Origin of the sequence: Mangrovimonas xylaniphaga (assembly GCF_001280435.1) — a bacterium.
Taxonomy (GTDB): Bacteria; Bacteroidota; Bacteroidia; order Flavobacteriales; family Flavobacteriaceae; genus Mangrovimonas_A; species Mangrovimonas_A xylaniphaga.
In genome coordinates this window covers 1,419,264-1,443,754 of record NZ_LBIP01000013.1, presented here as the reverse complement: position 1 = coordinate 1,443,754, position 24,491 = coordinate 1,419,264, and the positions used below count along the sequence as shown (strand labels likewise).

20 protein-coding genes and 1 tRNA gene are annotated in these 24,491 nt (G+C 37.3%); 16 read left to right on the top strand and 5 right to left on the bottom strand.

Annotated features, from left to right (window positions below; translation table 11 throughout):
* The first annotated feature begins 6 nt into the window (after positions 1-6).
* Both ZA06_RS06415 and ZA06_RS06410 read left to right on the top strand, forming a co-directional pair.
* Entirely contained in the window at positions 7-309 is a 303-nt protein-coding gene (locus ZA06_RS06415; protein WP_053976549.1) for a YbjQ family protein, read from the top strand.
* 92 nt (positions 310-401) lie between these two features.
* Positions 402-1,076, top strand: a complete 675-nt coding sequence (locus ZA06_RS06410; RefSeq protein WP_053976548.1) for a LysE family translocator — start codon at positions 402-404, stop codon at positions 1,074-1,076.
* 47 nt (positions 1,077-1,123) lie between these two features.
* On the opposite strand, the gene ZA06_RS06405 is transcribed toward ZA06_RS06410, so the two are convergent.
* Positions 1,124-1,194: transfer RNA gene (locus tag ZA06_RS06405), tRNA-Cys, on the bottom strand.
* A 51-nt stretch (positions 1,195-1,245) separates the two neighbouring features.
* A complete protein-coding gene (gene folB / locus ZA06_RS06400) occupies positions 1,246-1,608 on the bottom strand; it encodes a dihydroneopterin aldolase (protein ID WP_053976547.1) in 363 nt (120 codons plus the stop codon).
* Between the two features lie 225 nt (positions 1,609-1,833).
* On the opposite strand from folB, the gene ZA06_RS06395 reads away from it, so the two are divergent.
* The 4 genes from ZA06_RS06395 to ZA06_RS06380 all read left to right on the top strand — a co-directional run bounded on the left by ZA06_RS06395 (position 1,834) and on the right by ZA06_RS06380 (position 5,944).
* Positions 1,834-3,843: a glutamine--tRNA ligase/YqeY domain fusion protein gene (locus tag ZA06_RS06395; RefSeq protein ID WP_053976546.1), complete on the top strand. Its 2,010-nt coding sequence runs from the start codon at positions 1,834-1,836 to the stop codon at positions 3,841-3,843.
* Positions 3,844-3,990: 147 nt separating this feature from the next.
* A complete protein-coding gene (locus ZA06_RS06390) occupies positions 3,991-4,473 on the top strand; it encodes a DUF1761 domain-containing protein (protein ID WP_053976545.1) in 483 nt (160 codons plus the stop codon).
* Positions 4,474-4,535: 62 nt separating this feature from the next.
* Complete coding sequence (locus ZA06_RS06385; protein ID WP_053976544.1) at positions 4,536-5,690, top strand: hypothetical protein; 1,155 nt, start codon at positions 4,536-4,538, stop codon at positions 5,688-5,690.
* 50 nt (positions 5,691-5,740) lie between these two features.
* On the top strand, positions 5,741-5,944 hold the full coding sequence (locus ZA06_RS06380; protein WP_053976543.1) for a hypothetical protein: 204 nt from the start codon (positions 5,741-5,743) through the stop codon (positions 5,942-5,944).
* A gap of 51 nt (positions 5,945-5,995) precedes the next feature.
* Here the strand turns inward: ZA06_RS06380 and ZA06_RS06375 are convergent, their stop codons facing one another.
* Positions 5,996-6,922 carry an SPFH domain-containing protein gene (locus ZA06_RS06375; protein WP_053976542.1) on the bottom strand — a complete coding sequence of 309 codons (927 nt, stop codon included), beginning with the start codon at positions 6,920-6,922 and terminating at the stop codon, positions 5,996-5,998.
* Positions 6,923-7,069: 147 nt separating this feature from the next.
* On the opposite strand from ZA06_RS06375, the gene ZA06_RS06370 reads away from it, so the two are divergent.
* Positions 7,070-7,756, top strand: a complete 687-nt coding sequence (locus ZA06_RS06370) for a hypothetical protein (protein ID WP_053976541.1) — start codon at positions 7,070-7,072, stop codon at positions 7,754-7,756.
* 63 nt (positions 7,757-7,819) lie between these two features.
* Here the strand turns inward: ZA06_RS06370 and gltX are convergent, their stop codons facing one another.
* A complete protein-coding gene (gene gltX, locus ZA06_RS06365) occupies positions 7,820-9,331 on the bottom strand; it encodes a glutamate--tRNA ligase (RefSeq protein ID WP_053976540.1) in 1,512 nt (503 codons plus the stop codon).
* A 188-nt stretch (positions 9,332-9,519) separates the two neighbouring features.
* Here gltX and ZA06_RS06360 point away from each other — a divergent pair, with 188 nt between their 5' ends.
* The 7 genes from ZA06_RS06360 (at position 9,520) to ZA06_RS06330 (ending at position 20,248) form a co-directional block, all read left to right on the top strand.
* Complete coding sequence (locus tag ZA06_RS06360; RefSeq protein ID WP_053976539.1) at positions 9,520-12,891, top strand: DUF4175 family protein; 3,372 nt, start codon at positions 9,520-9,522, stop codon at positions 12,889-12,891.
* The gene (ybeY, locus tag ZA06_RS06355) at positions 12,884-13,294 is read left to right on the top strand and encodes an rRNA maturation RNase YbeY (RefSeq protein ID WP_053976538.1); all 411 of its coding nucleotides are present in this window, start codon (positions 12,884-12,886) and stop codon (positions 13,292-13,294) included. Before ZA06_RS06360 ends, ybeY begins: the two co-directional genes overlap by 8 nt.
* An 80-nt stretch (positions 13,295-13,374) precedes the next feature.
* Positions 13,375-15,255 (top strand): tRNA uridine-5-carboxymethylaminomethyl(34) synthesis enzyme MnmG, encoded by a 1,881-nt coding sequence (gene mnmG, locus ZA06_RS06350; RefSeq protein WP_316931754.1) that lies wholly within the window; start codon positions 13,375-13,377, stop codon positions 15,253-15,255.
* A gap of 68 nt (positions 15,256-15,323) precedes the next feature.
* Positions 15,324-16,175, top strand: a complete 852-nt coding sequence (locus ZA06_RS06345; RefSeq protein WP_053976536.1) for a class I SAM-dependent methyltransferase — start codon at positions 15,324-15,326, stop codon at positions 16,173-16,175.
* Between the two features lie 219 nt (positions 16,176-16,394).
* Complete coding sequence (locus ZA06_RS06340; RefSeq protein WP_053976535.1) at positions 16,395-16,916, top strand: OmpH family outer membrane protein; 522 nt, start codon at positions 16,395-16,397, stop codon at positions 16,914-16,916.
* Between the two features lie 105 nt (positions 16,917-17,021).
* Positions 17,022-19,397, top strand: a complete 2,376-nt coding sequence (locus ZA06_RS06335) for a TonB-dependent receptor (protein ID WP_053976534.1) — start codon at positions 17,022-17,024, stop codon at positions 19,395-19,397.
* A gap of 5 nt (positions 19,398-19,402) precedes the next feature.
* Positions 19,403-20,248 (top strand): DUF4249 domain-containing protein, encoded by an 846-nt coding sequence (locus ZA06_RS06330; RefSeq protein WP_053976533.1) that lies wholly within the window; start codon positions 19,403-19,405, stop codon positions 20,246-20,248.
* Between the two features lie 24 nt (positions 20,249-20,272).
* Here ZA06_RS06330 and ZA06_RS06325 read toward each other — a convergent pair whose 3' ends face one another.
* Positions 20,273-21,421 carry a DNA polymerase III subunit gene (locus tag ZA06_RS06325; protein ID WP_053976532.1) on the bottom strand — a complete coding sequence of 383 codons (1,149 nt, stop codon included), beginning with the start codon at positions 21,419-21,421 and terminating at the stop codon, positions 20,273-20,275.
* 158 nt (positions 21,422-21,579) lie between these two features.
* On the opposite strand from ZA06_RS06325, the gene ZA06_RS06320 reads away from it, so the two are divergent.
* Positions 21,580-22,767: a phosphoglycerate kinase gene (locus ZA06_RS06320; protein ID WP_053976531.1), complete on the top strand. Its 1,188-nt coding sequence runs from the start codon at positions 21,580-21,582 to the stop codon at positions 22,765-22,767.
* Between the two features lie 125 nt (positions 22,768-22,892).
* On the top strand, positions 22,893-24,479 hold the full coding sequence (locus tag ZA06_RS06315) for a lytic transglycosylase domain-containing protein (protein ID WP_053976530.1): 1,587 nt from the start codon (positions 22,893-22,895) through the stop codon (positions 24,477-24,479).
* Positions 24,480-24,491 lie beyond the last annotated feature (12 nt).

Genomic DNA, 24,491 nt, shown 5'->3' with positions numbered 1-24,491 from the left:
GATAACATGATTTTAACGACAACTGATAATATAGAAGGCCATCCAATTTGGGATTATTTGGGAATTGTTTCTGGGGTTTCCACCAGAATGCAAAAGGCTGCTTTTACCTTCAACATGGAAAAATATTACCAATCCATGGAAGATAATTTGAATGAAGTGAAGGAAGAGGCTTTTCAACAATTGCGTGATAATGCCTTGAAATTAAAGGCGAATGCGGTTGTAGGCATCAAATTGGACATCGAAACTTTTCCTAATTCTGCCATTATTATTGTTTCCATTACTGGAACCGCAGTGTTGGTAAAGGCCTAATATTATTCAGAAGTGTATTTTTGTACTTCCAATCTGGAATTTGGAAACCTTATGTTTTCCTTTTTCTAACTTTGTAAAAACAAACATCTTTTATGCTCGATGCTATTTTAGCAGCTGTACCTTTTGGTATTATTTTAGCTTTTACCATAGGTCCTGTTTTTTTTGTGCTGTTGGAAACCAGTGCCACTAAAGGTTTTAAGAGTGCCCTTATCTTTGATTTGGGAGTTATTTTTGCGGATATTCTCTTCATTCTAGTTGCTTTTTTCAGTACCAGTAACTTGATTGAAAAGCTGGAGGATGATCCTAATTTTTTAATTTTTGGTGGGGTGCTGTTGGCGGTGTATGGTTTCATATCATTTGTAAAAACTTCCAAGTCGTTTAGGGAAATTGTTAGAGAATACCATCGGGTTGAAATCCAAAAAAATTACGGTAAACTCTTTTTAAAAGGCTTTTTGCTCAACTTTATTAACATTGGTGTATTGTTGGGATGGTTGGGGTTTATCATTATTGGTAATTCACTCACCGAGGGTAGGGAAGCACTGTATGTGTTTTTAGGTACCATTTTAGCGGTTTATTTCATTGTAGACCTTATAAAAATTGTGGTTGCCAAAACACTTCGGAATAAATTAACGCCCAGATTAATCTTTAAAACAAAGAAAATTGTGGCTTTGGTAATTCTTGGATTCGGGATTTTATTGTTGCTTCAGGGCTTCTTTCCAAAGGAAAAGGAATTGATAAAGGATAAATTGGAACAGATCAACCAATAGACCTAAAATAAAAAAGCCTTAAGAATCATTTTCTTAAGGCTTTTTTGAGGCGTCTAGCGGATTCGAACCGCTGTACAAGGTTTTGCAGACCTTTGCCTAGCCACTCGGCCAAGACGCCCTGCTTGGTGCGGCAAATGTAAAAAAAATATACGTTTTACACTACTTACAACTATTTTTTTCTTTTTTCCGTCATCTTTATCGTGACCATTTCAACATCGCCACCAATGGGAGGATTCAATTTACTCACCCAAACCGTAGCTTTGGAGACCATTGGGCTTTCGTTAAGTATCCTTACCACAATGCGTTTGGCAACGGTTTCCAACAGTTGTGAAGCCTTGTGCATTTCTTCCCTAACAATTTTGTTCAAAAGCACGTAATCTACAGTATCCACTAAATGATCGGTCTGAGCCGAAGTCTGTAAATTGGCCTTGATTTTTAAATCCACACGATAGTCACTGCCTATTTTGGTTTCTTCCTTTAAGCAACCATGGTTGGCAAATACCCTAATGTTTTCAACTTTTATGATTCCCATGTTGCAAAGGTACGGGATAAAAGGCTGGTTTGTAAATATGGATTGAAAATATTAGTCCATAAATTCTTGGAATTAGGCATTTGTTAGTTGGTTGAAAATAAATAGGAAACCTTACGGTTTATGGGTGTTTAGATTACTGTTCATTAATGATATAGTTTCTTTAAATTTGACTAATTTTGTGGAAAAATTTAAAAGAAAAATTTAGAGCAATAATTCCGATACTTTATGTCTGAAGAAAAAAGACCACTCAATTTTATTGAGCATATCATTGAAGAGGATTTGGCCAATGGTTTATCTACCGATAAACTGCGTTTTAGGTTTCCTCCAGAACCCAATGGCTATTTGCATATTGGGCATACCAAAGCCATTGGTATTAGTTTTGGATTAGGGGAGAAGTACAATGCTCCTGTAAATCTTCGTTTTGACGATACCAATCCTGTTAAGGAAGAACAGGAATATGTAGATGCCATCAAAAAAGATGTGTCTTGGTTGGGATACCAATGGGCCAATGAATTGTATTCTTCAGATTATTTCCAGCAGTTGTATGATTGGGCAGTAGCGTTGATTAAGGAAGGAAAGGCTTATGTAGATTCACAGTCTAGTGAAGCTATGGCCGAGCAGAAAGGAACGCCTACACAACCGGGAACCGATAGTCCATATAGAAACAGATCTGTTGAAGAAAACCTGGATTTGTTTGAGCGTATGAAGAATGGTGAATTCGATGAGGGTTCCCATGTATTACGTGCCAAAATAGACATGGAGCATCCAAATATGTTGATGCGTGATCCTATTATGTATCGTATTTTGAAAAAGGCACATCATAGAACCGGAGATGCTTGGTGTATCTACCCAATGTATGACTGGACACATGGCGAAAGTGATTATTTGGAACAGATTTCACACTCCTTATGTTCTTTGGAATTTAAGCCTCATAGAGAGCTTTACAATTGGTTCAAGCATAATGTACATAAGTATCAGCCAGAAGTGCTTCCTATGTTGCCAAAACAACGTGAGTTTGCCCGTTTGAACTTGAGTTATACAGTGATGAGCAAGCGTAAATTGCTTAAATTGGTAGAAGATGGCGTCGTAAGTGGTTGGGACGATCCAAGGATGCCAACTATTTCTGGGTTGAGACGTCGTGGGTATACGCCTGCTGCCATTAGACAGTTTATTGAAAAAGTTGGAGTTGCCAAGCGTGAGAATGTAATTGATGTGTCGTTGTTGGAGTTTTGCGTAAGGGAAGATTTGAACAAAACGGCACCTCGTGTCATGGCGGTTTTGGGTCCAGTAAAATTGGTCATTGACAATTATCCAGAGGATAAAGAAGAATGGTTGGAAGCTGAAAACAATCCTGAAGATCCAAACGCAGGGTTTAGAAAAGTTCCGTTTTCAAAAGAATTATATATAGAACGTGACGACTTCAAGGAAGAAGCCAATAGTAAATATTTCAGATTGAAGCTTGGTGGGGAAGTACGTTTAAAAAATGCTTATATCGTTAAAGCAGAAAGCGTTGTAAAAGATGTTGCTGGTAATATTGTTGAAATCCATTGTAACTATTCGGAAGATACTTCCAAAAAAGTTAAGGGAACCTTGCATTGGGTATCTGTAAAACATGCTGTGAAGGTAGAAGTACGTGAATACGATCGTTTGTTTAAAAACGAATCTCCAGATGGTGATCAGGAGGTTGATTTTATGGAATTTTTAAATCCTGACTCTTTACGAATCATTGAAGCCTATGTGGAGCCAAGTTTGAAAGAGGCTCAGATAGGGGATCGTTTTCAATTCCAACGTTTGGGATATTTCAATGTGGATGATGATACTTCTGCAGATACTTTAGTATTCAATAAAACGGTAGGATTACGTGATACTTGGGCGAAACAGCAACCCGCTCCAGAACAAAAGGCGCAAGCTAAACAGCCACAGCAAAGTCAGCCAAAGCGTCCAGCTATTGAAGTCATCAAGCAATTGGGAAAAAAATATACCAATCTTCCAGAAGCGAAGCAATTGAAAACCAAGGCTGAAATTCAAAAATTGGCTAAGGAAGTTAGCTATGAAGAACTCGAACCTTTGTTTGAAACAGCAGCTAAAAAAGTGGGAACACGTATTGCGGCGATGTTAACTTTAGGCGTGTTATTGGACGAAGGTCTTGAGAAGAATGACGCTATTGAAGCATTTATCAACAAGGCTCAGGAAGATCAAAATGAACTGTTGGTGATGGAAGCCAATTTGGTTTAGTTATAAATGAAATAAATAGATTTTAAAAAGCATCAAATTCTAAATTTTGATGCTTTTTTGTTGATATATTGTTAGTTATGGGATTTAAAATATATTAAATATTTACAATTTGACTATATTTATCATACTAACTGAAACAATTTATTTATGGAGTTTAATATTCTGGCACTCGTTGTCGCAGCGGCTTCAACCTTGGTTGTTGGTGCCATTTGGTATAATCCTAAGGTGTTCGGTACTGCTTGGATGAAAGCGGCAGAAATGACCGAAGAAAAAATGAAAGGCGCGAACATGGCAAAGATTTTTGGTTTGGCCTTGTTATTTGCGTTTTTTATTGCGGCTACTTTACGTGCTCTTGTGGTCCATCAATCAGGGGTTTTTAGCTTGATTGAAGGTGATGTAGATGGCGCTTTGCCATCGTATGCAGCCTTTATGAACGACTATGGAACTTCTTTTAGGACCTTTAAACATGGAGTGCTTCATGGATTTATAACTGGGGTCACTATGGCTTTACCAATCATTGGTACCAATGCCTTATTTGAAAGAAAAAGTGCCAAATATATCTTTATAAACAGTGGCTTTTGGATTGTCTGTATGATGATTATGGGAGGTATTATTTGTGCTTGGGAATAGTTTGTAACAAATCACATAATCAAAAGACTGACAGTATTGTTCAGTCTTTTTCTTTTTAAACATTGATTGATTTTAAAATTTATAGTTCGGTAGCAGAATTGCCCAAAAGTTGGGATCCATTGGTGGGTCACGATATTTTTTTACAACAAGGGTATCTAAAAGCATTGGAAAAAGCTTCACCAAGCAATATTACCTGGTATTATATCGGTTTTTTTGAAAATGAAATGTTGGTTGGAGTTGGAATATTTCAGAGGGTACAGTTGTATTTGGAAGATATTTTCAGAAACCCCGATGACCATTGTTTGGAACAACGTTTTAAAAATTTGGTTTCAAAAATATTGAAGGGAAATGTGTTGGTGGTGGGTAATTTAATGCACACAGGACAGCATGGTTTGTATTTTAAACAAGAAATACCTGGAAGAAATAAGGTAGAAATTATTCTTAAAGCTCTTTCTTCTTTGGAAAAAATCATCAAAAAGGAATCTGGCAAAATGATTAGATTATTGCTTTTTAAGGATTATTTTGAAGATGATGGTATTCATAGCCAATCTGAAATTTTTGAGCAACATAGCATCTACAAAGTAACAGCCCAACCCAATATGATCATGTCCGTTCAATCCAATTGGCATTCTATGGAAGATTATGTGGGTAGTTTGAACAAAAAGTATCGACGGCGATACAAAACTTCTATAAAGAAATCACAGGGAATTGTTAGAAGAGAACTGACTTTAGAAGAGATTGAATTGCATTGCAAAGAGCTGTATCAGTTATATAAAAATGTGTGCGATAATGCTAAAATCAATACTTTCATCTTACCAGAAGGGCATCTGTATCATTTAAAACTTCAGCTTGGTGAAAGGTTTAAGGTGATGGGCTATTTTCTGGATGAAACGCTTATTGGATTTTACACTTTGATTCTCAATGGCGATATTTTGGAAACTTATTTTTTAGGGTATGATAGTGCGCACCAATACGAAAATCAACTGTATTTAAATATGTTGTATGATATGGCTAAATTTGGTATTGAACATTCCTTTTCAAGTATTGTATATGCCCGTACAGCTATGGAAATAAAAAGTTCTGTAGGGGCTAAAGCCATTCCTATGAGCATGTATATGAAACATACCAATGGATTTTTGAATGCTTTACTGAACCAGATTTTTAAGTTGATGAATCCTTCAACAGAGTGGGAGGAACGGCATCCCTTTCAACAATAAATCTTTTCTTCAGCTCTTAAATTTCGTAACTTAAGGGAAAAATAGGAACGATGAAGAATGTACATGAATTGCTGACTAAAATTGCCGATATCACCCGAGATATTGAAACCAATTACCCTGAAGTCTATAAATATTTAAACGAAGATCCCATGACCATTCCAAACATGGAGCACCCATCGGTAGATGAAACCGAATTAAGGGAATATTTAGCTAGTTTGGAGATGCTTTTGGAAAAATATAAGAAAGACCATTAAAAAAGCCCCAAACGTTTGTTATGGGGCTTTAAATTACTTTTAGAGGAGTTCTTATTGTTTTCCTTTGTTTTTGGCTTCTTTCATAGCCTCACCAATTTGGTTACTGGCCGTAAAGCTGGCAACCATTTCATTCAGCATATTACTTCCTGCCTGTGGAACGTTAGGTAACAGGATCAAGTTGCTGTTGGTTTCTTCACCTAAAGATTGTAAGGTATCGTAGTGTTGGGTAACAACTATCAAGGCAGAAGCTTCCTGTGAATTGATACCAACACGGTTCAATACTTCTACAGATTCTTCCAAACCACGTGCAATTTCACGACGCTGGTCGGCAATACCTTGTCCCTGTAAACGCTTGCTTTCAGCTTCGGCTTTAGCTTTTTCCACGATTAAGATACGTTGTGCATCCCCTTCGTACTGCGCCGCTGTTTTTTCTCTTTCTGCAGCATTTATACGGTTCATGGCGGCCTTTACTTGGGCATCTGGATCAATATCGGTTACCAAGGTTTTAATGATGTCAAAACCATAGTCTAGCATGGCATCATTCAATTCAGCTTTTACGGCAAGGGCAATATCATCCTTTTTTACAAAGACGTCGTCCAATTTCATTTTTGGAACTTCGGCACGTACCACGTCGAATACGTAAGAAGTGATTTGCTCATGGGGATAATCCAATTTATAAAAGGCATCATACACTTTATCGCGAATAACTTTGTATTGAACAGACACTTTTAAACGCACAAAAACATCATCTAAAGTTTTGGTTTCCACGATAACATCCAATTGTTGGATCTTTAAACTTAAGCGTCCTGCAACCTTATCTACCAAAGGAATTTTTAGTTGAAGTCCAGAGTGCCTGATGCTTTGAAACTTACCAAAACGCTCAATGATAACGGCGGTTTGTTGTTTAACGATAAAGAGAGCTGAGATTAAAATTACGACTCCAAAAAAGAGAATCGGAACTAGGATAAATTGTCCCATGATAAATTTTTTAAGGTTAATTATTTAATGATTACTAAATTAAGCTTATTTTGCCCGTAAGAATTATATTTCGGCAATAAATACGGCAATCTAAGTGCTATTTTATGTTAAAAAGTGTTGGATTGTTGATACCCTGATAATTACATTATGAAGCACAACAACTTTATCTTATTAGTAGTCTTTTGTATTGGTTTTGTTACAACCTCTTTAGCACAGCACAAACGTTACAGAATTCAAAATGGCATAGGAATTCACGGTGGGATCACCCAGTTTGATATTATAACAGATAATTTTGAAACTACTTCTTCAACGGGTTGGATAGGAGGTTTGAGCGCTACGGTAGATTTACCTCATAAATGGTATTCGGTAAGTTATAACATTCATTTATCTGAAAACAATGTGAACGTTTTAGGAATCCCTGAATTTTCATTGTTTCAAGAGGAGGAAATTGAATATAAAATGTTTACAGCACAGGTGTCCTTTTTGTTCCACGCGAAAATTGTAGAGGATTATATAACAGCAGATTTTGGCCCCATGATTCAATACAACAGTGAGCTGGAATTAAAGGACGATTCACAGGAAAACTATAGAATACTGGGGTATCAGAATCTATTAGCTCAGGATATCACAGATATTTCCAAATTCAATGTGAATGGAGCTGTGGGATTGTCAGCAGGGTTTCCTGGTTTTAAATTGCGTGGGCAATACATTTATGGGTTTACCAACATGTTAAACAAACTTAACAATAATAACGATATTGATACGTTTGGAGGGTCTTCAAAATTTAAAGGCCATCAATCGATGTTAGTGTTTACAGCAATGATATTATTCTAAACGACTAATTTTAAAATAAAAAAAGCGAGCCTTAGAGCTCGCTTTTTTTTATGTGATATACTTTTATAAAGTTGTTATCAGCTTCTCAATTCTGGAAACTGATTCGTTTTTTCCAATTAGGTACATGATTTCAAAAACATCTGGACCTTGTAATTCTCCTACAAGGGCAATTCGTAATGGCATCATCACTTTACCAAAACCAATTTCTTTCTCGGTAATCCATCCTTTTATGCTGTTTTGAAGTGTTTCTGCTGTAAAATCTTCCACATTGTTTACCTGTGTCAATAATTCTTCCATTAAGCCCTTAGTATCGTCTTTAATGGCCTTTTTATAGGCTTTCTCCTCAAAACTTTCTGGTGCTACAAAGAAATAGCTTCCCAACTGCCAAAAGTCTCCAACAAAAGTGGCACGCTCTTTAATTAAACCAATTACCAAAGAAATATAGTTGACGTCAATATCGGCCAATTCTGGTCTACTTGCTTTAAATGTTACTGCCAAATCATCATTGTGTTGGTCTTGCATGTAATGGTGGTTGAACCATTTAATTTTGTCTGGATCAAAACGGGCACCCGCTTTATTCACACGTGCAAGATCAAACGCATTGGTCAATTCTTCAAGACTGAAAATTTCCTGTTCCGTGCCTGGATTCCATCCTAAAAAGGCCAAAAAGTTGATCATAGCTTCTGGGAAGTAACCATCTTCCTTATAGCCTCTAGAGATTTCCTGTGACTCTGGATCTTGCCATTGCAATGGAAATACAGGGAATCCTAATTTGTCACCATCACGCTTGCTTAATTTTCCTTTTCCGGTAGGTTTTAAAATCAATGGCAAGTGAGCAAATTCCGGTGCGTCCCAACCAAAGGCTTTATACAATAACACATGAAGTGCCAAGGAAGGCAACCATTCTTCACCACGGATCACGTGGGTGATTTCCATTAAATGATCATCCACAATGTTTGCTAAGTGATAGGTTGGCATCCCGTCGCTTTTGAACAAAATTTTATCATCTAAAATATTGGTATCAATGGTCATATTGCCACGAACAATATCCGTAAGTTGCAAAGTTTCATCTTGAGGTGACTTAAAACGAATCACGTAAGGCTCACCAGCCGCCAATTTATCCTGTACTTCCTCTTCTGAAAGGGAAAGGGAGTTGCTCAATTTTAAACGGTTGTGCCAATTATAAATAAAGGTTTTTCCTTTTTCTTCGTGGTCTTTTCTATGGAAATCCAAAGATTCCGCCGTATCAAATGCGTAGTAGGCATTCCCGGAGGCAATCAGTTCGTCGGCATAAGCCTTGTATAAATCTTTACGTTCGCTTTGACGATAAGGACCAAACTTTTCATTTTTACCTGGACCTTCATCAAACGGAATGTTACACCAGTTAAGGGCATCTACTATGTATTGTTCGGCACCTTCCACATAACGGTTTTGGTCGGTGTCCTCAATTCTCAACACAAAGGTTCCATTGTGTTTTTTTGCAAATAAATAGTTGAATAGGGCCGTGCGAACCCCTCCAATATGTAAAGGCCCCGTTGGGCTAGGGGCAAATCGTACGCGAACTTCTTTGGTCATGTTTTGTAAATTTGTTGCAAAGATAGATTGATATCGTGTAAGATAAAAGTAGTTTGATGAAAAGACTTGTGGTGATTTTGATAGAACGGATTTTAAGTTGAAATCATCGAGTTTAACAGAATGTTATTACTTTCGTCTAATTACAGCTAAAAATAAAATTGTAGATTAGTAAGTCAATCCCATTCCACGTGAGTCATTTTAACAGCATACAACTTAAATTAGAGGAATTTATCAGGCGATATTACTTCAATGAATTGCTCAAAGGAGCCATTCTTTTTTTCGCTATTGGCCTTTTATATTTTTTACTCACATTATTTATCGAGTATGTGTTGTGGCTTAATCCTACGGCAAGAACTATTATGTTTTGGGTATTTATAGCTGTTGAATTTGGGCTTTTTCTAAAATTCATCTTGTTGCCGTTGGCTAAGTTGTTTAAACTTCAAAAAGGGATCAATTACGAACAGGCTTCCGAAATCATTGGGAAACACTTTCCTGAAGTAAGTGATAAATTGTTGAATGTGTTGCAGTTGCAAGGTTCTTCTGGTGTACAAACAAGGGAATCTGATTTATTATTGGCTGGAATAGAACAAAAGGCTGCTGAATTGCAACCCGTACCTTTCAAATTGGCGATTAACTTCAAAAAGAATTTCAAATATTTAAAATACGCAGCCATTCCATTGCTCATAATTGGCTTATCCTTCCTCACAGGACATTTCAATCTGTTTAGGGACAGCTATGAGAGGGTAGTTAATTATAAAACTGCCTATGAACCGCCAGCCCCGTTTAAATTTTTTGTTTTAAATGACAATTTAACGGCTGTTGAAAACAAGAATTATGTGTTGAAGGTGTCAACGGCGGGAAAAGTCATTCCTGAGAATGCTCAAATTCAATTTAACAACGAAACTTATTTTTTACAGCAAACCTCGCCAGGACATTTTGAATATGTGTTTGAACAGCCCATGGAATCCTTGGATTTTAGGATGATGGCGAATGATGTGGTTTCAAGAGATTATACTTTGGAAGTGACTAAGGTTCCTGCTCTAGTTAATTTTGAAATGCTTCTGTATTATCCAGGGCATACCAAAAAGGGAAATGAGGTTTTAAAAAGCACCGGAAGTGCTACCGTTCCTGAAGGAACTAAAGTGACTTGGAAAGTTAATACCAGATCTACTGAAGGGGTGACCTTGTATGCTGAAGATACCTTGCGTTTTGAAAAACTTGACGAGAATAATTTTGAAGCTAGTAAACAGCTCTTTAATAATAGCGATTATCAAATCAGCACAAGCAATCATGCTTTAAAGGATTATGAAAGTTTGGCTTTTACCTTGAAAGTGATCAAGGATGATTATCCAGAAATTAGAGTGCAATCACAAAAGGATAGTTTAGATCAGCAGAGTTTGTATTTCTACGGTCAGGTTAGTGACGATTATGGACTTAGCAAATTGCAATTGGTGTATTATCCTGTGGAGAACGAGTCTGCAAAGGAATTTGTTTCCATCCCAGTAAACAATTCCAATTTTGACGAATTTGTAAGCGCCTTTCCAAACCAGTTGAATGTAGAACCTGGAAAAGCTTACGAATTGTTTTTTCAGGTGTTCGATAATGACCGTTTGCATAATTACAAGCAAGTAAAGAGTCAAGTATTTTCTTATCGAAAATTGACTAGTGAGGAAGAGGAGGCGAAGCAACTTAATGAGCAAAACGAAACGATTAAGGATTTAAATAATTCCTTCGATAAATTAAAAGAACAGGACCAACAGCTTGAAGAGTTTTCCAAAACGCAAAAGGAAAAGGAGGAACTGAATTTTAACGACAAACAGAAGTTGCAACAATTCTTGAAACGTCAAAAGGCGCAGGAGGAAATGATGCAAAATTTCAATAAAAAGCTTCAGGAGAATCTAGAGGAATTTCAAAAGGAGAGTAATGAAAAGGATGAATTCAAGGAAGCTTTAAAGGAACGTTTGGAAGAACAAGAGCAACAATTGAAGCAAGACGAGAAAGTGTTGGAAGAATTGGAAAAGCTTCAGGAGAAAATTCAAAAGGAAGAATTGACCGATAAGTTGGAACAATTGGCTAAACAAAATAAAAACAAACAACGCAGTTTAGAGCAGTTATTGGAACTGACTAAACGCTATTATGTCGCTAAAAAAGCAGAACAATTGCAACAGTTTTTGGAGCAATTAAGTCAAAAGCAAGAAGACTTATCCAATAAAAATTCTGAAGAAAATAACAAGGAAGCACAAGATGAATTGAATAAAGCTTTTGAGGAATTCCAAAAGGAAATGGATGAGTTGGAAAAGGAAAATGAAGGGTTGAAGAAGCCAATGGATCTACCTAAGGATGATATGACCGAGGAAGAAATCAAGGAAGAGCAACAAGGGGCGTCGGAGGATTTGGAAAAGCAAGAACAACAGGAAGAAAAAAACGATCAACAAGGCGCACAGCAAAGTCAACAAAATGCAAAACAAAAGCAAAAGTCGGCTGCGCAAAAGATGAAACAAATGAGTTCTGAAATGTCTCAAGGCATGATGGGCGGAGGTGGTCAGCAAATGGCAGAGGATGCTGAAATGTTAAGGCAGATTTTGGATAACTTGGTGGTCTTTTCTTTTGATCAGGAAGCTTTGTTGAATACATTCAAAAGCATTGAAGTGAACCATAACGAGTATGGCAAATATTTGCGTAAGCAAAGCAGTTTAAGGGAACATTTTGAACATATTGATGATAGCCTGTTTTCATTGTCCTTAAGACAACCTATGTTGTCTGAACAGGTAAATAGTCAAATCACAGAGGTGTTTTATAATATTGATAAATCTTTGGAACAGCTTTCCGAGAACCAATTATATCAAGGTATCGCTGCCCAACAATATACCATTACCGCCACTAATACGTTAGCTAGTTTTTTAAGTGATGTGTTGGATAATATGGAAGCTCAAATGAATTCTTCTCCAGGACAAGGGCAGGGTAGTGAAATGCAATTGCCGGACATCATTAAAAGTCAAGGGGAATTGAATAAAGAGATGCAGGAACAAATGGATAAGCAACAGGGTAAACCCAAAGATGGTCATCAACAAGGCGAGCAAAAGGGACAAGAGCCACAGCAAGGGCAGGAGGGCGAACAGAATGGAGAATCTGAACAGAACAATGAAGAAATGAATGGTGAACTTTTTGGAATCTATCAAAGACAACAGGAATTGCGTAATGCTTTGGAAGAAAAGTTGACTAAGGAAGGACTGAATGGGCAAGCGCAAAAGTTGTTGAAAGATATGGAAGAGGTGGAATTGGATTTATTGAATAAAGGTTTTACCAATCAAACGCTTCAAAAAATGATGGAATTGGAACATCAATTATTGAAAATGGAGAACGCTACGTTCATGCAGGGAGAGGATAATAAGCGTCAATCCGAAACCAATTTAAATGATTACGATAATACGGTTCCAGACCAAATTCCAACTGCTAGAGAATATTTTAACACTACTGAAATTTTAAACAGACAAGCTTTACCTTTGCAGCAAATTTATAAAGTAAAAGTACAAGAGTATTTCAAGAGAACAGATGATTAGTTTTAATTACGAAACGGAGTTCGAGCTTTCCAATGAAGCCGATTATTCCAAATGGATTTTAGAGACTATTAACGAAGAAAGCTGCAAAGAAGGAGAGCTTAATTATATTTTTTGTGATGATGAATATTTACATAAAATCAATGTGGAATTTTTAGATCACGACACCTTGACTGATATCATAAGCTTCGATTACTCAGTAGGAAAAGAACTACATGGAGATATTTATATCTCTATTGAAAGGGTTGAGGATAATGCTAAGGATTTTGATGTAGAATTCAAGGAGGAATTGAAGCGTGTGATGATTCACGGAATCCTACATTATTGTGGGTACAAAGATAAGACAGATGAGGACGCTTTGCAAATGAGGAGCAAGGAAAATTACTATATTTCTAAGTTTGTATAATACTCACTAAATCAGTGTATATTTGCAAACTTATTTTTTAATGATTAAATGAAACATGGAAGAGTGTTTCACGTGGAACAATGATGAGTTTATTTCAAGAAACATATGATGTTATTGTGGTTGGTGCAGGTCATGCCGGTAGTGAAGCGGCGGCGGCGGCAGCCAATATGGGGTGTTCAACTTTGCTGGTGACCATGAATCTTCAGAACATTGCACAGATGTCCTGTAACCCTGCTATGGGGGGAATTGCAAAGGGGCAGATTGTGAGGGAAATTGATGCGCTTGGAGGTTATAGTGGGATTGTGAGTGACACCTCTGCTATACAGTTTAAGATGCTCAATAAATCCAAAGGGCCAGCTATGTGGAGTCCACGTGTGCAGAGTGACCGTATGAAGTTTGCTGAGGATTGGCGTTTGATGTTGGAGCAAACTCCTAATTTGGACTTTTATCAGGATATGGTTTCTGGTTTGTTGGTAGAAGGAGAGTGTGTGGTAGGAGTGAAAACATCACTAGGAATTGATATAAAGGCAAAGACTGTTGTGCTTACCAATGGAACTTTCTTGAACGGTTTAATCCATATTGGAGACAAGAATTTTGGTGGTGGTAGAGCTGGTGAAAGAGCGGCGAAAGGAATCACTGAACAGTTGGTTGATTTAGGATTTGATGCTGGAAGAATGAAGACTGGAACACCGCCTAGAGTGGATGGTCGTTCTTTGGATTATTCTAAAATGATAGTACAGCCAGGGGATGAAAACCCGGAGAAATTCTCTTATTCTGATATTACAAAACCGTTGACGAAACAACGGGATTGTCATATGTCTTATACAAGTGCTGTAGTGCATGATTTGTTGCGGGAAGGCTTTGATCGTTCTCCTATGTTTAATGGGAGAATTAAAAGTACTGGACCAAGATATTGTCCTTCTATTGAGGATAAGATCAATCGATTTGCTGATAAGGATAGGCATCAATTGTTCGTTGAGCCAGAAGGGTGGAATACAGTTGAAGTGTATGTTAATGGGTTCTCTACATCATTACCTGAGGATGTACAATTTAAGGCATTGCGTTCTGTTGCTGGGTTTGAAAATGTGAAATTCTTTAGACCAGGATACGCTATAGAGTATGATTATTTTCCGCCTACACAGTTAAAGCATACGTTGGAAACAAAGTTGATTGACGGTTTGTATTTTGCTGGGCAGATTAACGGTACTACGGGTTATGAGGAAGCGGCTTCTCAAGGTTTGATGGCTGGTATTAATGCTGCTTTGAAAGTACAGGAAAGGGAAGCTTTTGTATTGAATCGTAGTGAGGCATATATAGGGGTTTTGATTGATGATTTGATCACCAAGGGAACTGAGGAGCCTTATAGAATGTTTACTTCTAGGGCTGAATATCGCACTTTGTTGCGTCAGGATAATGCGGATTTAAGATTAACCCCGAAGTCTTTTGATTTGGGATTGGCTTCTGAAAAGCGTTTAAAACGCATGGAGGAAAAGCATTCTTCAGCTGAGGATTTTGTGTCGTTCTTTAAAGAGACTAGTGTAAAGCCAGAAGATATTAATCCTATTTTGGAGAGTAAGGATTCGGCTTTGGTTAAACAATCTGATAAGATGTTTAAGGTGTTTTCTAGACCAAATATCACTATTGATGACATGCGTAAATTGGATGTTGTTGAAGCTTATGTTCAAGACCATGATTTGGATTCGGAGGTTATTGAGCAAGCCGAAATCCAAGTGAAGTATTCTGGGTATATCGAAAAGGAAAAGAATAATGCTGATAAGTTGAATAGGTTGGAGAATATAAAAATCCCTGAGAATTTCGATTATTCAAAAATCACAAACATGAGCTTTGAGGCTCGAGAAAAATTAAATAAAATTAGGCCTGTTACTATTTCACAGGCGTCACGAATTAGTGGAGTTTCTCCAAGTGACGTGTCTGTACTTTTGGTGTATATGGGGCGGTAATTTAAAATATAAATTAAAAGTGTTTCACGTGGAACATAACATTCCTGCTTTTGCAGGAATATTTTTTTATGGCAAAAACAGATAATTTTTTAAAGGTTAAGGATCATTCCGTATCGGGTGAAGAATTTGTTTTGGTCCGTCATCCAGAATTGGATTTATTGGAGACAACTCCAAAACCTTCTTTAGAACGTCTTCCTGAATATTATAAAAGCGAAGATTATATTTCGCATACCGATGCTAAACGAAATGTGTTTGAAAAGGTATATCATGTTGTCCGGAATATTTCACTTCAGAAAAAAATAAAACTGATTAATTCCGTAAGTAAGGAATCCAAATCTCTTTTGGATATTGGTTGCGGAACTGGAGATTTTTTAAAAGTGGCTCAAGATGCCAATTGGAATGTTTGCGGGATTGAGCCAAATGAAGAGGCCAGGGGAATCGCTAATAGAAAAACAAAGGACAATGTTTTTGATATTTCGAAATTCCCGACGTTAAAGGATCAAAGCTTTGATGTGATTACCTTGTGGCATGTTTTGGAACATTTACCAGATTTGAAAAAGGAAATAGAACAATTGAAGCGTTTGTTGCGTCCAAACGGTACTTTGATTATTGCTGTTCCCAATTTTAAGAGTTACGATGCCAATTATTACAAATCCTATTGGGCTGCCTATGATGTGCCAAGACATTTGTGGCATTTTTCTAGAACAGCTATTTCAAAATTGTTTTTGGAACAGGATATGGTTGTGAAAAATATTTTGCCAATGCCATTTGATGCGTTTTATGTGAGTCTGCTTTCGGAAAAATATAAAAATGGCAATATGAATTTTTTTAAAGCGTTTTGGGTGGGATTTCAGTCGAATATGAAGGCGAAGGGCTCCGGAGAGTATTCTTCTCTAATTTATGTGCTGAAAAACAAGTAAAACCTTAAATAAGGTTCTGAAATTGGATTTTAGGAGCTGTATTGTTGGATTACCTTCCCTTTTTTTGAAAGTGGCTTAAATCGCTTTAAAACGCGTTGTTTTTGATAGGGATTTTTAATAGTAGATTGTAATTATTATAAGATTATTTTATAGAAGGTTGTTTTGAGAAATAATGGCCTAAGTTGATACATTTGCGAAAAATTTAATTGGATACATAAAATGAAAAAAATTGCGTTGCTTTTTGGTTTGGGACTTGGATTGTTGTCATGTCAAAACCAACAAAAAATTGCTTTCGTGGATAACGGGAAAGTAATTAACGATTATCAAGCTAAAATTGATGTTGAAGAAAAATTTAAGTTGAAGGACTTAGAATTTCAAAAGTTGAGAGATAGTTTGATTGCCAAATATCAATTGGAATATAAATCGGCTCAAGACAAGGCAAGAGGAATGTCTGATAATGATGTTCAAAAATTGTCACAGGAATTGGGGATGAAAGAACAGCAATTGATCCAACAAATCAAAATGGAGCAGGAGCAAATGACCCAGGAGTTTCAAACGGAAATTGATTCTGTAATTGTTGAAGTTAAAGAGTTTGTAAAAGAATACGGCAAAAAGAACGATTATACCTATATATTAGGTACTAGCGAGGTTGCTGCTAGTGTTTTATATGGAAAAGAAGATAACGATCTTACCGAAACCATTACAGAAGCTCTCAATGAAGCTTACAAAGCAAAAGAGTAGTTTTACTTATCATATTGGCCAGTTAAAGTGACTGGCTTTTTGTTTGACTACGGTGTAACCTTTCCAAATTATTTTCATCAATCAATATAACTAAATCATTACTGCATGAAGCATTTACTATGTATTGCTTACTTTCTTTTTAGTTTTTCTGTTTTTGCCCAAGAAAAATTTACGATTAGAGGAACTATAACTGATGCTTCCAATGGGGAAACCTTAATGGGTGCCACGGCATTTTTGCAGGGAACGGATAATGGCTCTGTTACCAACGAATATGGCTTTTATTCCTTAACGGCTATTAAAGGAAATTACACTTTAATCATTTCCTATATGGGCTACGAAACCCAGACTAAACAAATTAGTTTGGATAAGGATCAAACTATCAATTTTGAATTGAGTGAATCCGCAACTGCTCTAGATGAGGTTGTAATTACGGCCGAAGAATCGGAACAAATCAATATTAAAAAGCCTGAAATGAGTGTGGCTAAACTTAATGCGGCCACCATTAAGCAAATGCCTGCCGTTTTGGGAGAGGTAGATGTTGTAAAATCCATTCAAATGCTGCCTGGGGTAACCAATAATGGTGAAGGTTCTTCAGGCTTTAATGTACGTGGTGGTGCGGCAGACCAGAATCTGGTGCTTTTGGATGAGGCAATTATTTATAATACCTCGCATTTTTTCGGTTTTTTCTCTGTGTTTAATAGTGATGCCATAAAGGATATCAAACTTTACAAGGGAGATATTCCTTCGAAATTTGGTGGCCGTGTATCTTCCGTTTTAGATGTTCGCCAAAAGGAAGGAAACCGTAAAAATTTTAATTTAACTGGAGGTATTGGTTTGATTTCTAGTAGATTAACTGCTGAATCTCCAATTTTTAAGGATAAAGGCTCTTTCTTGATTGCAGGTAGAACCTCTTATGCGCATCTGTTTCTTAAGGCTGTCGAGGACTTTAAGGATGATAAGATTTCCTTTTATGATCTCAACCTGAAGGCTAATTATGAGATTAATAGTAATAACAAGATTTATCTCTCTGGATATTTTGGGAGAGATGTGTTCAACTTGAACAAAATCATTGAAAATGGCTACGGTAATGTTTCTGGAAACTTGCGTTGGAATCATGTATTTACGGATCGTTTGTTTTCTAATTTATCTATGATTTATAGTAAATATGATTATCAAATTGTGCTGGATTTTATCGAGTTGGATTGGATTGCAGATATTGCCAATTATAACCTAAAATATGATTTAAAGTATTACTTGAATGATAAGCTTGATTTGGATTTTGGGGTTAGTGGAATTTCTTATTTATTAAATCCCGGAGAGGTTAGTCCAACATCAAGCGAGTCTCCAATCAACTATTTAAAATTGGACGACAAACGTGCTTTTGAAGGGGCGGCCTATATAAGTGCGGAACATCAAATTAGTAAAAAATTGACGGCTCAATATGGCTTGCGATTTAGCCAATTCATGCGTCTTGGGGGACAGGCCATGACTACCTATGTGAATGATCAACCTGTGATATTCAATGATGAATTGGAAATTTACGAAAGGGGAGAAGCTTTAGATGAAATCTATTACAGTAAGGGTGAAACTATTAAGGATTATAATGGTTTGGAACCTAGGCTGGGGCTTTCTTATGAGCTTAACAGTGCTTCTTCCTTAAAAGCCAGTTTTACCAAATCTACCCAATATTTACATCTGTTATCAAACACTGCTTCCGTCACACCTTTGGATGTTTGGACGCCAAGTGGTCAATACATTAAACCACAGCGTTCAACACAATATGCTGTGGGATATTACAGAAATTTTTCAGAGAAAGGTTATGCTTTGGAGTTGGAAACCTACTATAAAACCATTAAAAACCGAATCGATTATATCGATGGTTCAGATTTGATTGGGAACAACAACATTGAAACCGAAATCCTAAATGGTGAAGCTCGAGCCTATGGTATGGAGGTGTTATTGAGAAAAACCAAGGGTAAATTTACCGGTTGGCTAGCTTATACACTTTCAAAATCGGAACAACGTACTTTGGGTGGAAAGGCCGGAGGGCCTGGAATTAACGGTGGTAATTGGTATAATACACCTTATGATAGAACGCACGATGTATCTGTTACAGCTGCTTATCAACTGAATGATAAATGGAGTTTCAGTTCCAATTTTGTGTTTCAAACAGGACGTCCCGTAACGTATCCAAATGGGCAGTATGAATACGAAGGACTTTCTATAGCGAGTTATTCCAATAGAAATAGGGATCGATTGCCGCAATATCATCGTTTAGATATATCGGCTGTTTACAAACCAAATAAGCATCCTGAGAGACGTTTAAAGGGCGAATGGGTGTTTGGTATCTATAACGTCTATAATAGGCGAAATGCGGCCTCTATTTCGTTTGGTCAAAGTAAGGTGTCTGGTCTCAATGAAGCTACTAGATTGTCTATTTTCGGAATTATTCCTTCGGTAACGTATAACTTTAAATTCTAAAAAAAATGAAAATCAATATATACGTAATTCTACTAGCTATTTTTGGAATCTTCATGTCTTGTGAAGATGTTATTGATGTTGAAGTAACAACAGCCACGCCTAGATTGGTAATTGAAGCATCCTTGGATTGGGAGAAGGGTACTTTAGGCAATGAGCAGCTTATAAAACTCAGCATGTCCACACCGTATTTTGATGTTACTTCGGATAGTGGCGTATCTGGAGCTTCGGTGAAAGTGACCAATACAAATTCAGGAGAAGAATTTTTGTTTGAGGACCAAAATGACGGAACCTACACAACGTCCAATTTTGTTCCTGTTTTAAATGATTCGTATACTTTGGAAGTAGTTTATAATAACCAAACTTATTTGGGTAGTGAAACCTTGATGCCGGTAACAGATATTACCAATGTGACCCAGTCTGTTGAAGGAGGTTTTGATGACGAATTATTGGAACTTAACGTGTATTTCAATGATCCTGCAGATGAAGAAAATTATTATTTTTTCAGGTATTATGAGGAAGGGGATTTGTTCCCATTGTTGGCAGATTTGTCAGATGAATTTTTCAATGGGAATGAAGTCCACGATTTCTGGGAAAAGCAGGATGATGAAGATAACAACGAGGAAGCTTTCGAACCTGGGGATACAGTTGAAGTTAGCCTATATGGAATTTCAGAACGCTACTACAATTATGTGCGTTTGTTGATAGAACAATATTACTCTGGTGGTGATCCTTTTAGTTCCAATGCTGCGCAATTACGAGGCAATTGTGTCAACCAAACCAATCCAAACAACTATCCATTTGGATATTTCAGGGTGACAGAATTTGTAAAAGCGTCATATACGTTTGAATAAATTTAAGGCTTGAAAAGTTTGAGTTTATTTTTTGTGAAGCAATCGTGTGAGTTTAATGGATAAATCCGTTAGGATAATTTTCGAATTTCCGTTGCGCTCAATGTGGTAAATGGCATCCTGCAGCTCTTCGCTAATCTCCAAAATGTTTGCATTGTGCACAAAGGGTGCAAACTTTTCAAGCTTGAAATTATTGGTTTTTGGTTCCATGTACACTAAATCATCAGCGCCATAATTCATCAGTAGCGCTTGCCTGAAAAAGTCGATGCAGAAATGCAAAAACTGCTTTTGGGTTTCCCTCCCTGTTTTGGCAATGTCCTCGCTCCACGTTATTAAATCCAAGATAGCACCTTTATTGCCTTTGGCTTTAAATGCAGATCGAATCCAGAATACAAACCATTCTTCAAACTGTAAATCTTCAGAATCTTGATATACAATATCGCAGGCTTTATTGTAGTTGCCGTTGGCTTGATGTGCAATTTTGGTGGCTTCTCCTTCGTTGAGATCGTACTGCTTCATCAAAGCCTGTTTGATTACTTCTTCGGCCAAAGGGGGAAAGTGCAAAATTTGACAACGCGATTTGATGGTATTGATAATCTGTTCCTCGTCTTCAGCTATCAAGATGAAAATGGTTTTGCTAGGCGGCTCTTCAATCAATTTTAGTAGTTTGTTGGCGGCGGCGGTATTCATTTTATCTGCCATCCAAATCAACATGACCTTGTAACCTCCTTCGTATGATTTTAAGGAAAGCGCTTTTACAATATCTTGTGCTTCGTCCACACCAATTTGTCCCTGCTTGTTGTCAATTCCCAAAAGTTTGTACCAATCAAACAGGTTTCCATAAGGTTGCTCGGCGACCAATTGACGCCATTCTTCCAAGAAATGCGAGGACACTGGGTGACTTTTTACCTTGTCGTTGGTAGCTACAGGAAAGGCAAAGTGCAAATCGGGATGCGAAAGGTTTTTAAACTTCAAATTACAAGCCTCGTTGCCTCCTTCGTTTTCAGAATTTTGGTTTTTGCATAAAATATACTGCGCATAGGCAATGGCCATGGGCAAGGTACCGCAGCCTTCCGGTCCAATGAATAATTGTGCATGTGCAATACGGCCATTGTCCACACTTTGTGTGAGATGGCTCTTTAAATGTTCCTGTCCTAAAATATCTGAAAATAACATACGGCAAAACTATGTAAATTTCTCTTATAAAGAAGAGGAGGACTTTATAATCCAAGAAGGCAAAATATTTTTCAACCTATAACGATTTCGGTTGGAAAACGCATTTTATGGCATTGTTTATTTAATTACTTTTGTGTTACACTAAAAAACATCACATTATGAAAACGATTAACGACTTCAATTTTAAAGATAAAAAAGCCTTAATTAGAGTAGATTTTAACGTGCCTTTAAATGAGCAGTTTGAGGTAACGGACGATACCAGAATTGTGTCGGCAAAGCCAACCATCATCAAAATTTTGGAAGATGGCGGAAGCTGTGTGTTGATGTCGCACTTAGGAAGGCCAAAAGGCGTTGACGATACGTTTTCATTGCGTCATATTGTAGATAAGGTTTCTGAGGTTATTGGTGTTGAAGTAAAATTTGTGGACAATTGTGTGGGAGCTGAAGCTGAAGCAGCGGCCAAAGCACTACAACCAGGCGAAGTGTTGTTGTTGGAAAACTTAAGATTCCACTCCGAAGAAACTGCAGGTGATGTAGCCTTTGCGGAAGGACTTTCAAAATTGGGAGATATTTATGTGAATGATGCCTTTGGTACAGCTCACCGTGCCCATGCTTCTACTACCATTGTGGCACAATTTTTCCCAGAGCATAAATGTTTTGGATACCTGTTGGCTGAAGAAATTGAAAGCATCGAAAAAGTGATGAAAACAGGTGAAAAACCTGTATTGGCTGTATTGGGAGGTGCTAAAGTATCTTCAAAAATTACAATTATTGAAAACATTTTGGACAAGGTAGACCACTTGATCATTGGTGGGGGAATGACCTTTACCTTTATCAAAGCACAAGGTGGTTCTATCGGCGAGTCTATCTGTGAAGATGATAAATTGGATATGGCCCTTGAAATCTTGAAGAATGCCAAAGCCAAAAATGTACAAGTACATATTCCTGTTGATGTGGTGGCTGCCGATAGCTTTAGCAACGATGCTGCTACACAAATTGTTGATGTTACCAAAATTCCTGACGGATGGCAAGGTTTGGACGCGGGTCCAAAATCTTTGGCCAATTTCCACGATGTGGTAATGCAGTGCAAAACCATTCTTTGGAACGGTCCATTAGGTGTGTTTGAAATGGAAAACTTCTCTAAAGGAACCATTGCTTTAGGAAACTCTATAGCTGAAGCGACGAAAAAGGGTGCGTTTTCTCTTGTTGGGGGAGGTGATTCTGTGGCAGCCGTGAAACAATTTGGGTTTGAAGACAAAGTGAGCTACGTGAGTACAGGTGGTGGTGCTATGTTGGAAAGTTTGGAAGGAAAAACGCTACCTGGAATTGCTGCAATTTTAGAGTAATTCATACAAAATCAGTCGTTTAAAAGCCTATATTTCTGTTAAAAGAAGAGCTTCGTCTTTTATATGTTTCAAAAAAATACGATTTTAGCGCCATCTATCGTTGATAGTACAGATAATTTTTACAAATGAACAAACCTATTACCTTAGTTGTAGGCGCTTTGTTATGTTGTGGAGTTTCTTTCGCTCAAGAAAATAAAAAGCAGGAAACGCATATTAAAGAAGATTCTGTCAAGGTTGAGACCGTTGTCCCAAAACAGGTTGATTCCTTGATTGATGGAAAAAGCGCTGAAATTAAAGCAATCACCCCTGTGGCTGATTCTACCGCTCTTATGGTTTATGAAGACCATAAACAAGCTGCCGATATAGACCAGAAATGGCTGGACGAATTGTACAGTAATTCATTATTCGATACTATTTATAAGTCGGTTACAGAGCTGACTTATGAGGATGTTGAATATCCTGAGTTGCCTACAGATACCTTAAAGGCGCGTTTAAAGGAGCTAAATGCTAGAACACCTTTCAATATTGAGTACAACCCCTCTTTGGAGAATGTCATCAAGTCGTATTTAAAAAACAGACGAGAGTCTTTAGATAGACTCATGTCTTTGAGTGAATATTATTTTCCTCTTTTTGAGACGACTTTAGACAGTTATAATTTGCCTTTGGAGATGAAGTACTTGGCCATTGTGGAATCTGCTTTAAAGCCGAAGGCTAAATCTAGAGTAGGCGCCACGGGATTGTGGCAGTTTATGTTTGGTACCGGAAAAATGTACGGGCTTAATGTAAGCAGTTATGTAGACGAACGTAGCGATCCTATTAAATCTACTGAAGCTGCCAGTAAATATCTTGCTAAATTATACGAGATTTTCGGTGACTGGGATTTGGCTTTAGCGGCCTATAATTCGGGTCCTGGAAACGTGAGCAAGGCAATTCGACGTTCGGGTGGTTATCAGAACTATTGGAACATCAGACCGTTTCTTCCACGTGAAACAGCGGGTTATGTTCCTGCCTTTTTCGCTACCATGTATATTTTTGAATATGCGGAAGAACATGGTTTCAACAGAATCAAACCAGAATTTCACTATATTGAAACCGATACGATCCACGTGAAACAAATGATTACCTTGGATCAGGTGTCTGAGGTTTTGGATTTGCCTATAGAGGAGCTACAGTTTTTAAACCCTTCTTATAAATTGGATATCATTCCATATATCAAGGATGAAAACTATACCTTAAGACTGCCAATGCACGCAGTGGGCAGGTTTGTGGCCAATGAAAATGATATTTATGCTTATGCTCAGACTGAGTTTGACAAGCGCGAAAAACCATTGCCTCAGTTTTTTGAGTCGGATGTGAAGATTACCTATAGGGTTAGGAGTGGCGATTATCTTGGAAAAATTGCAAGAAAGTATGGCGTTAGGGTAAGCCAAATCAAACAATGGAATGGTTTGCGAAGCAACGATCTTAGAATAGGTCAACGCTTGAGTATCTACCCAAGGAAACCTGTGTTTACAGATCCGCCGGCCAAAACAAAAAGTGCTGTGAAAACCGTTGAGGTTGAAGGAAAACAAACGTATTTGGTACAGCAAGGAGATACACTTTGGGGCATTTCCCAAAAATTTCCTGGAATTTCTGTCCAAAATATTAAAGATTGGAACGGTATTAGTGGTACACAATTAAAAGTAGGCATGAAGCTTATTGTATCTAACTAAAACTAAAAAATA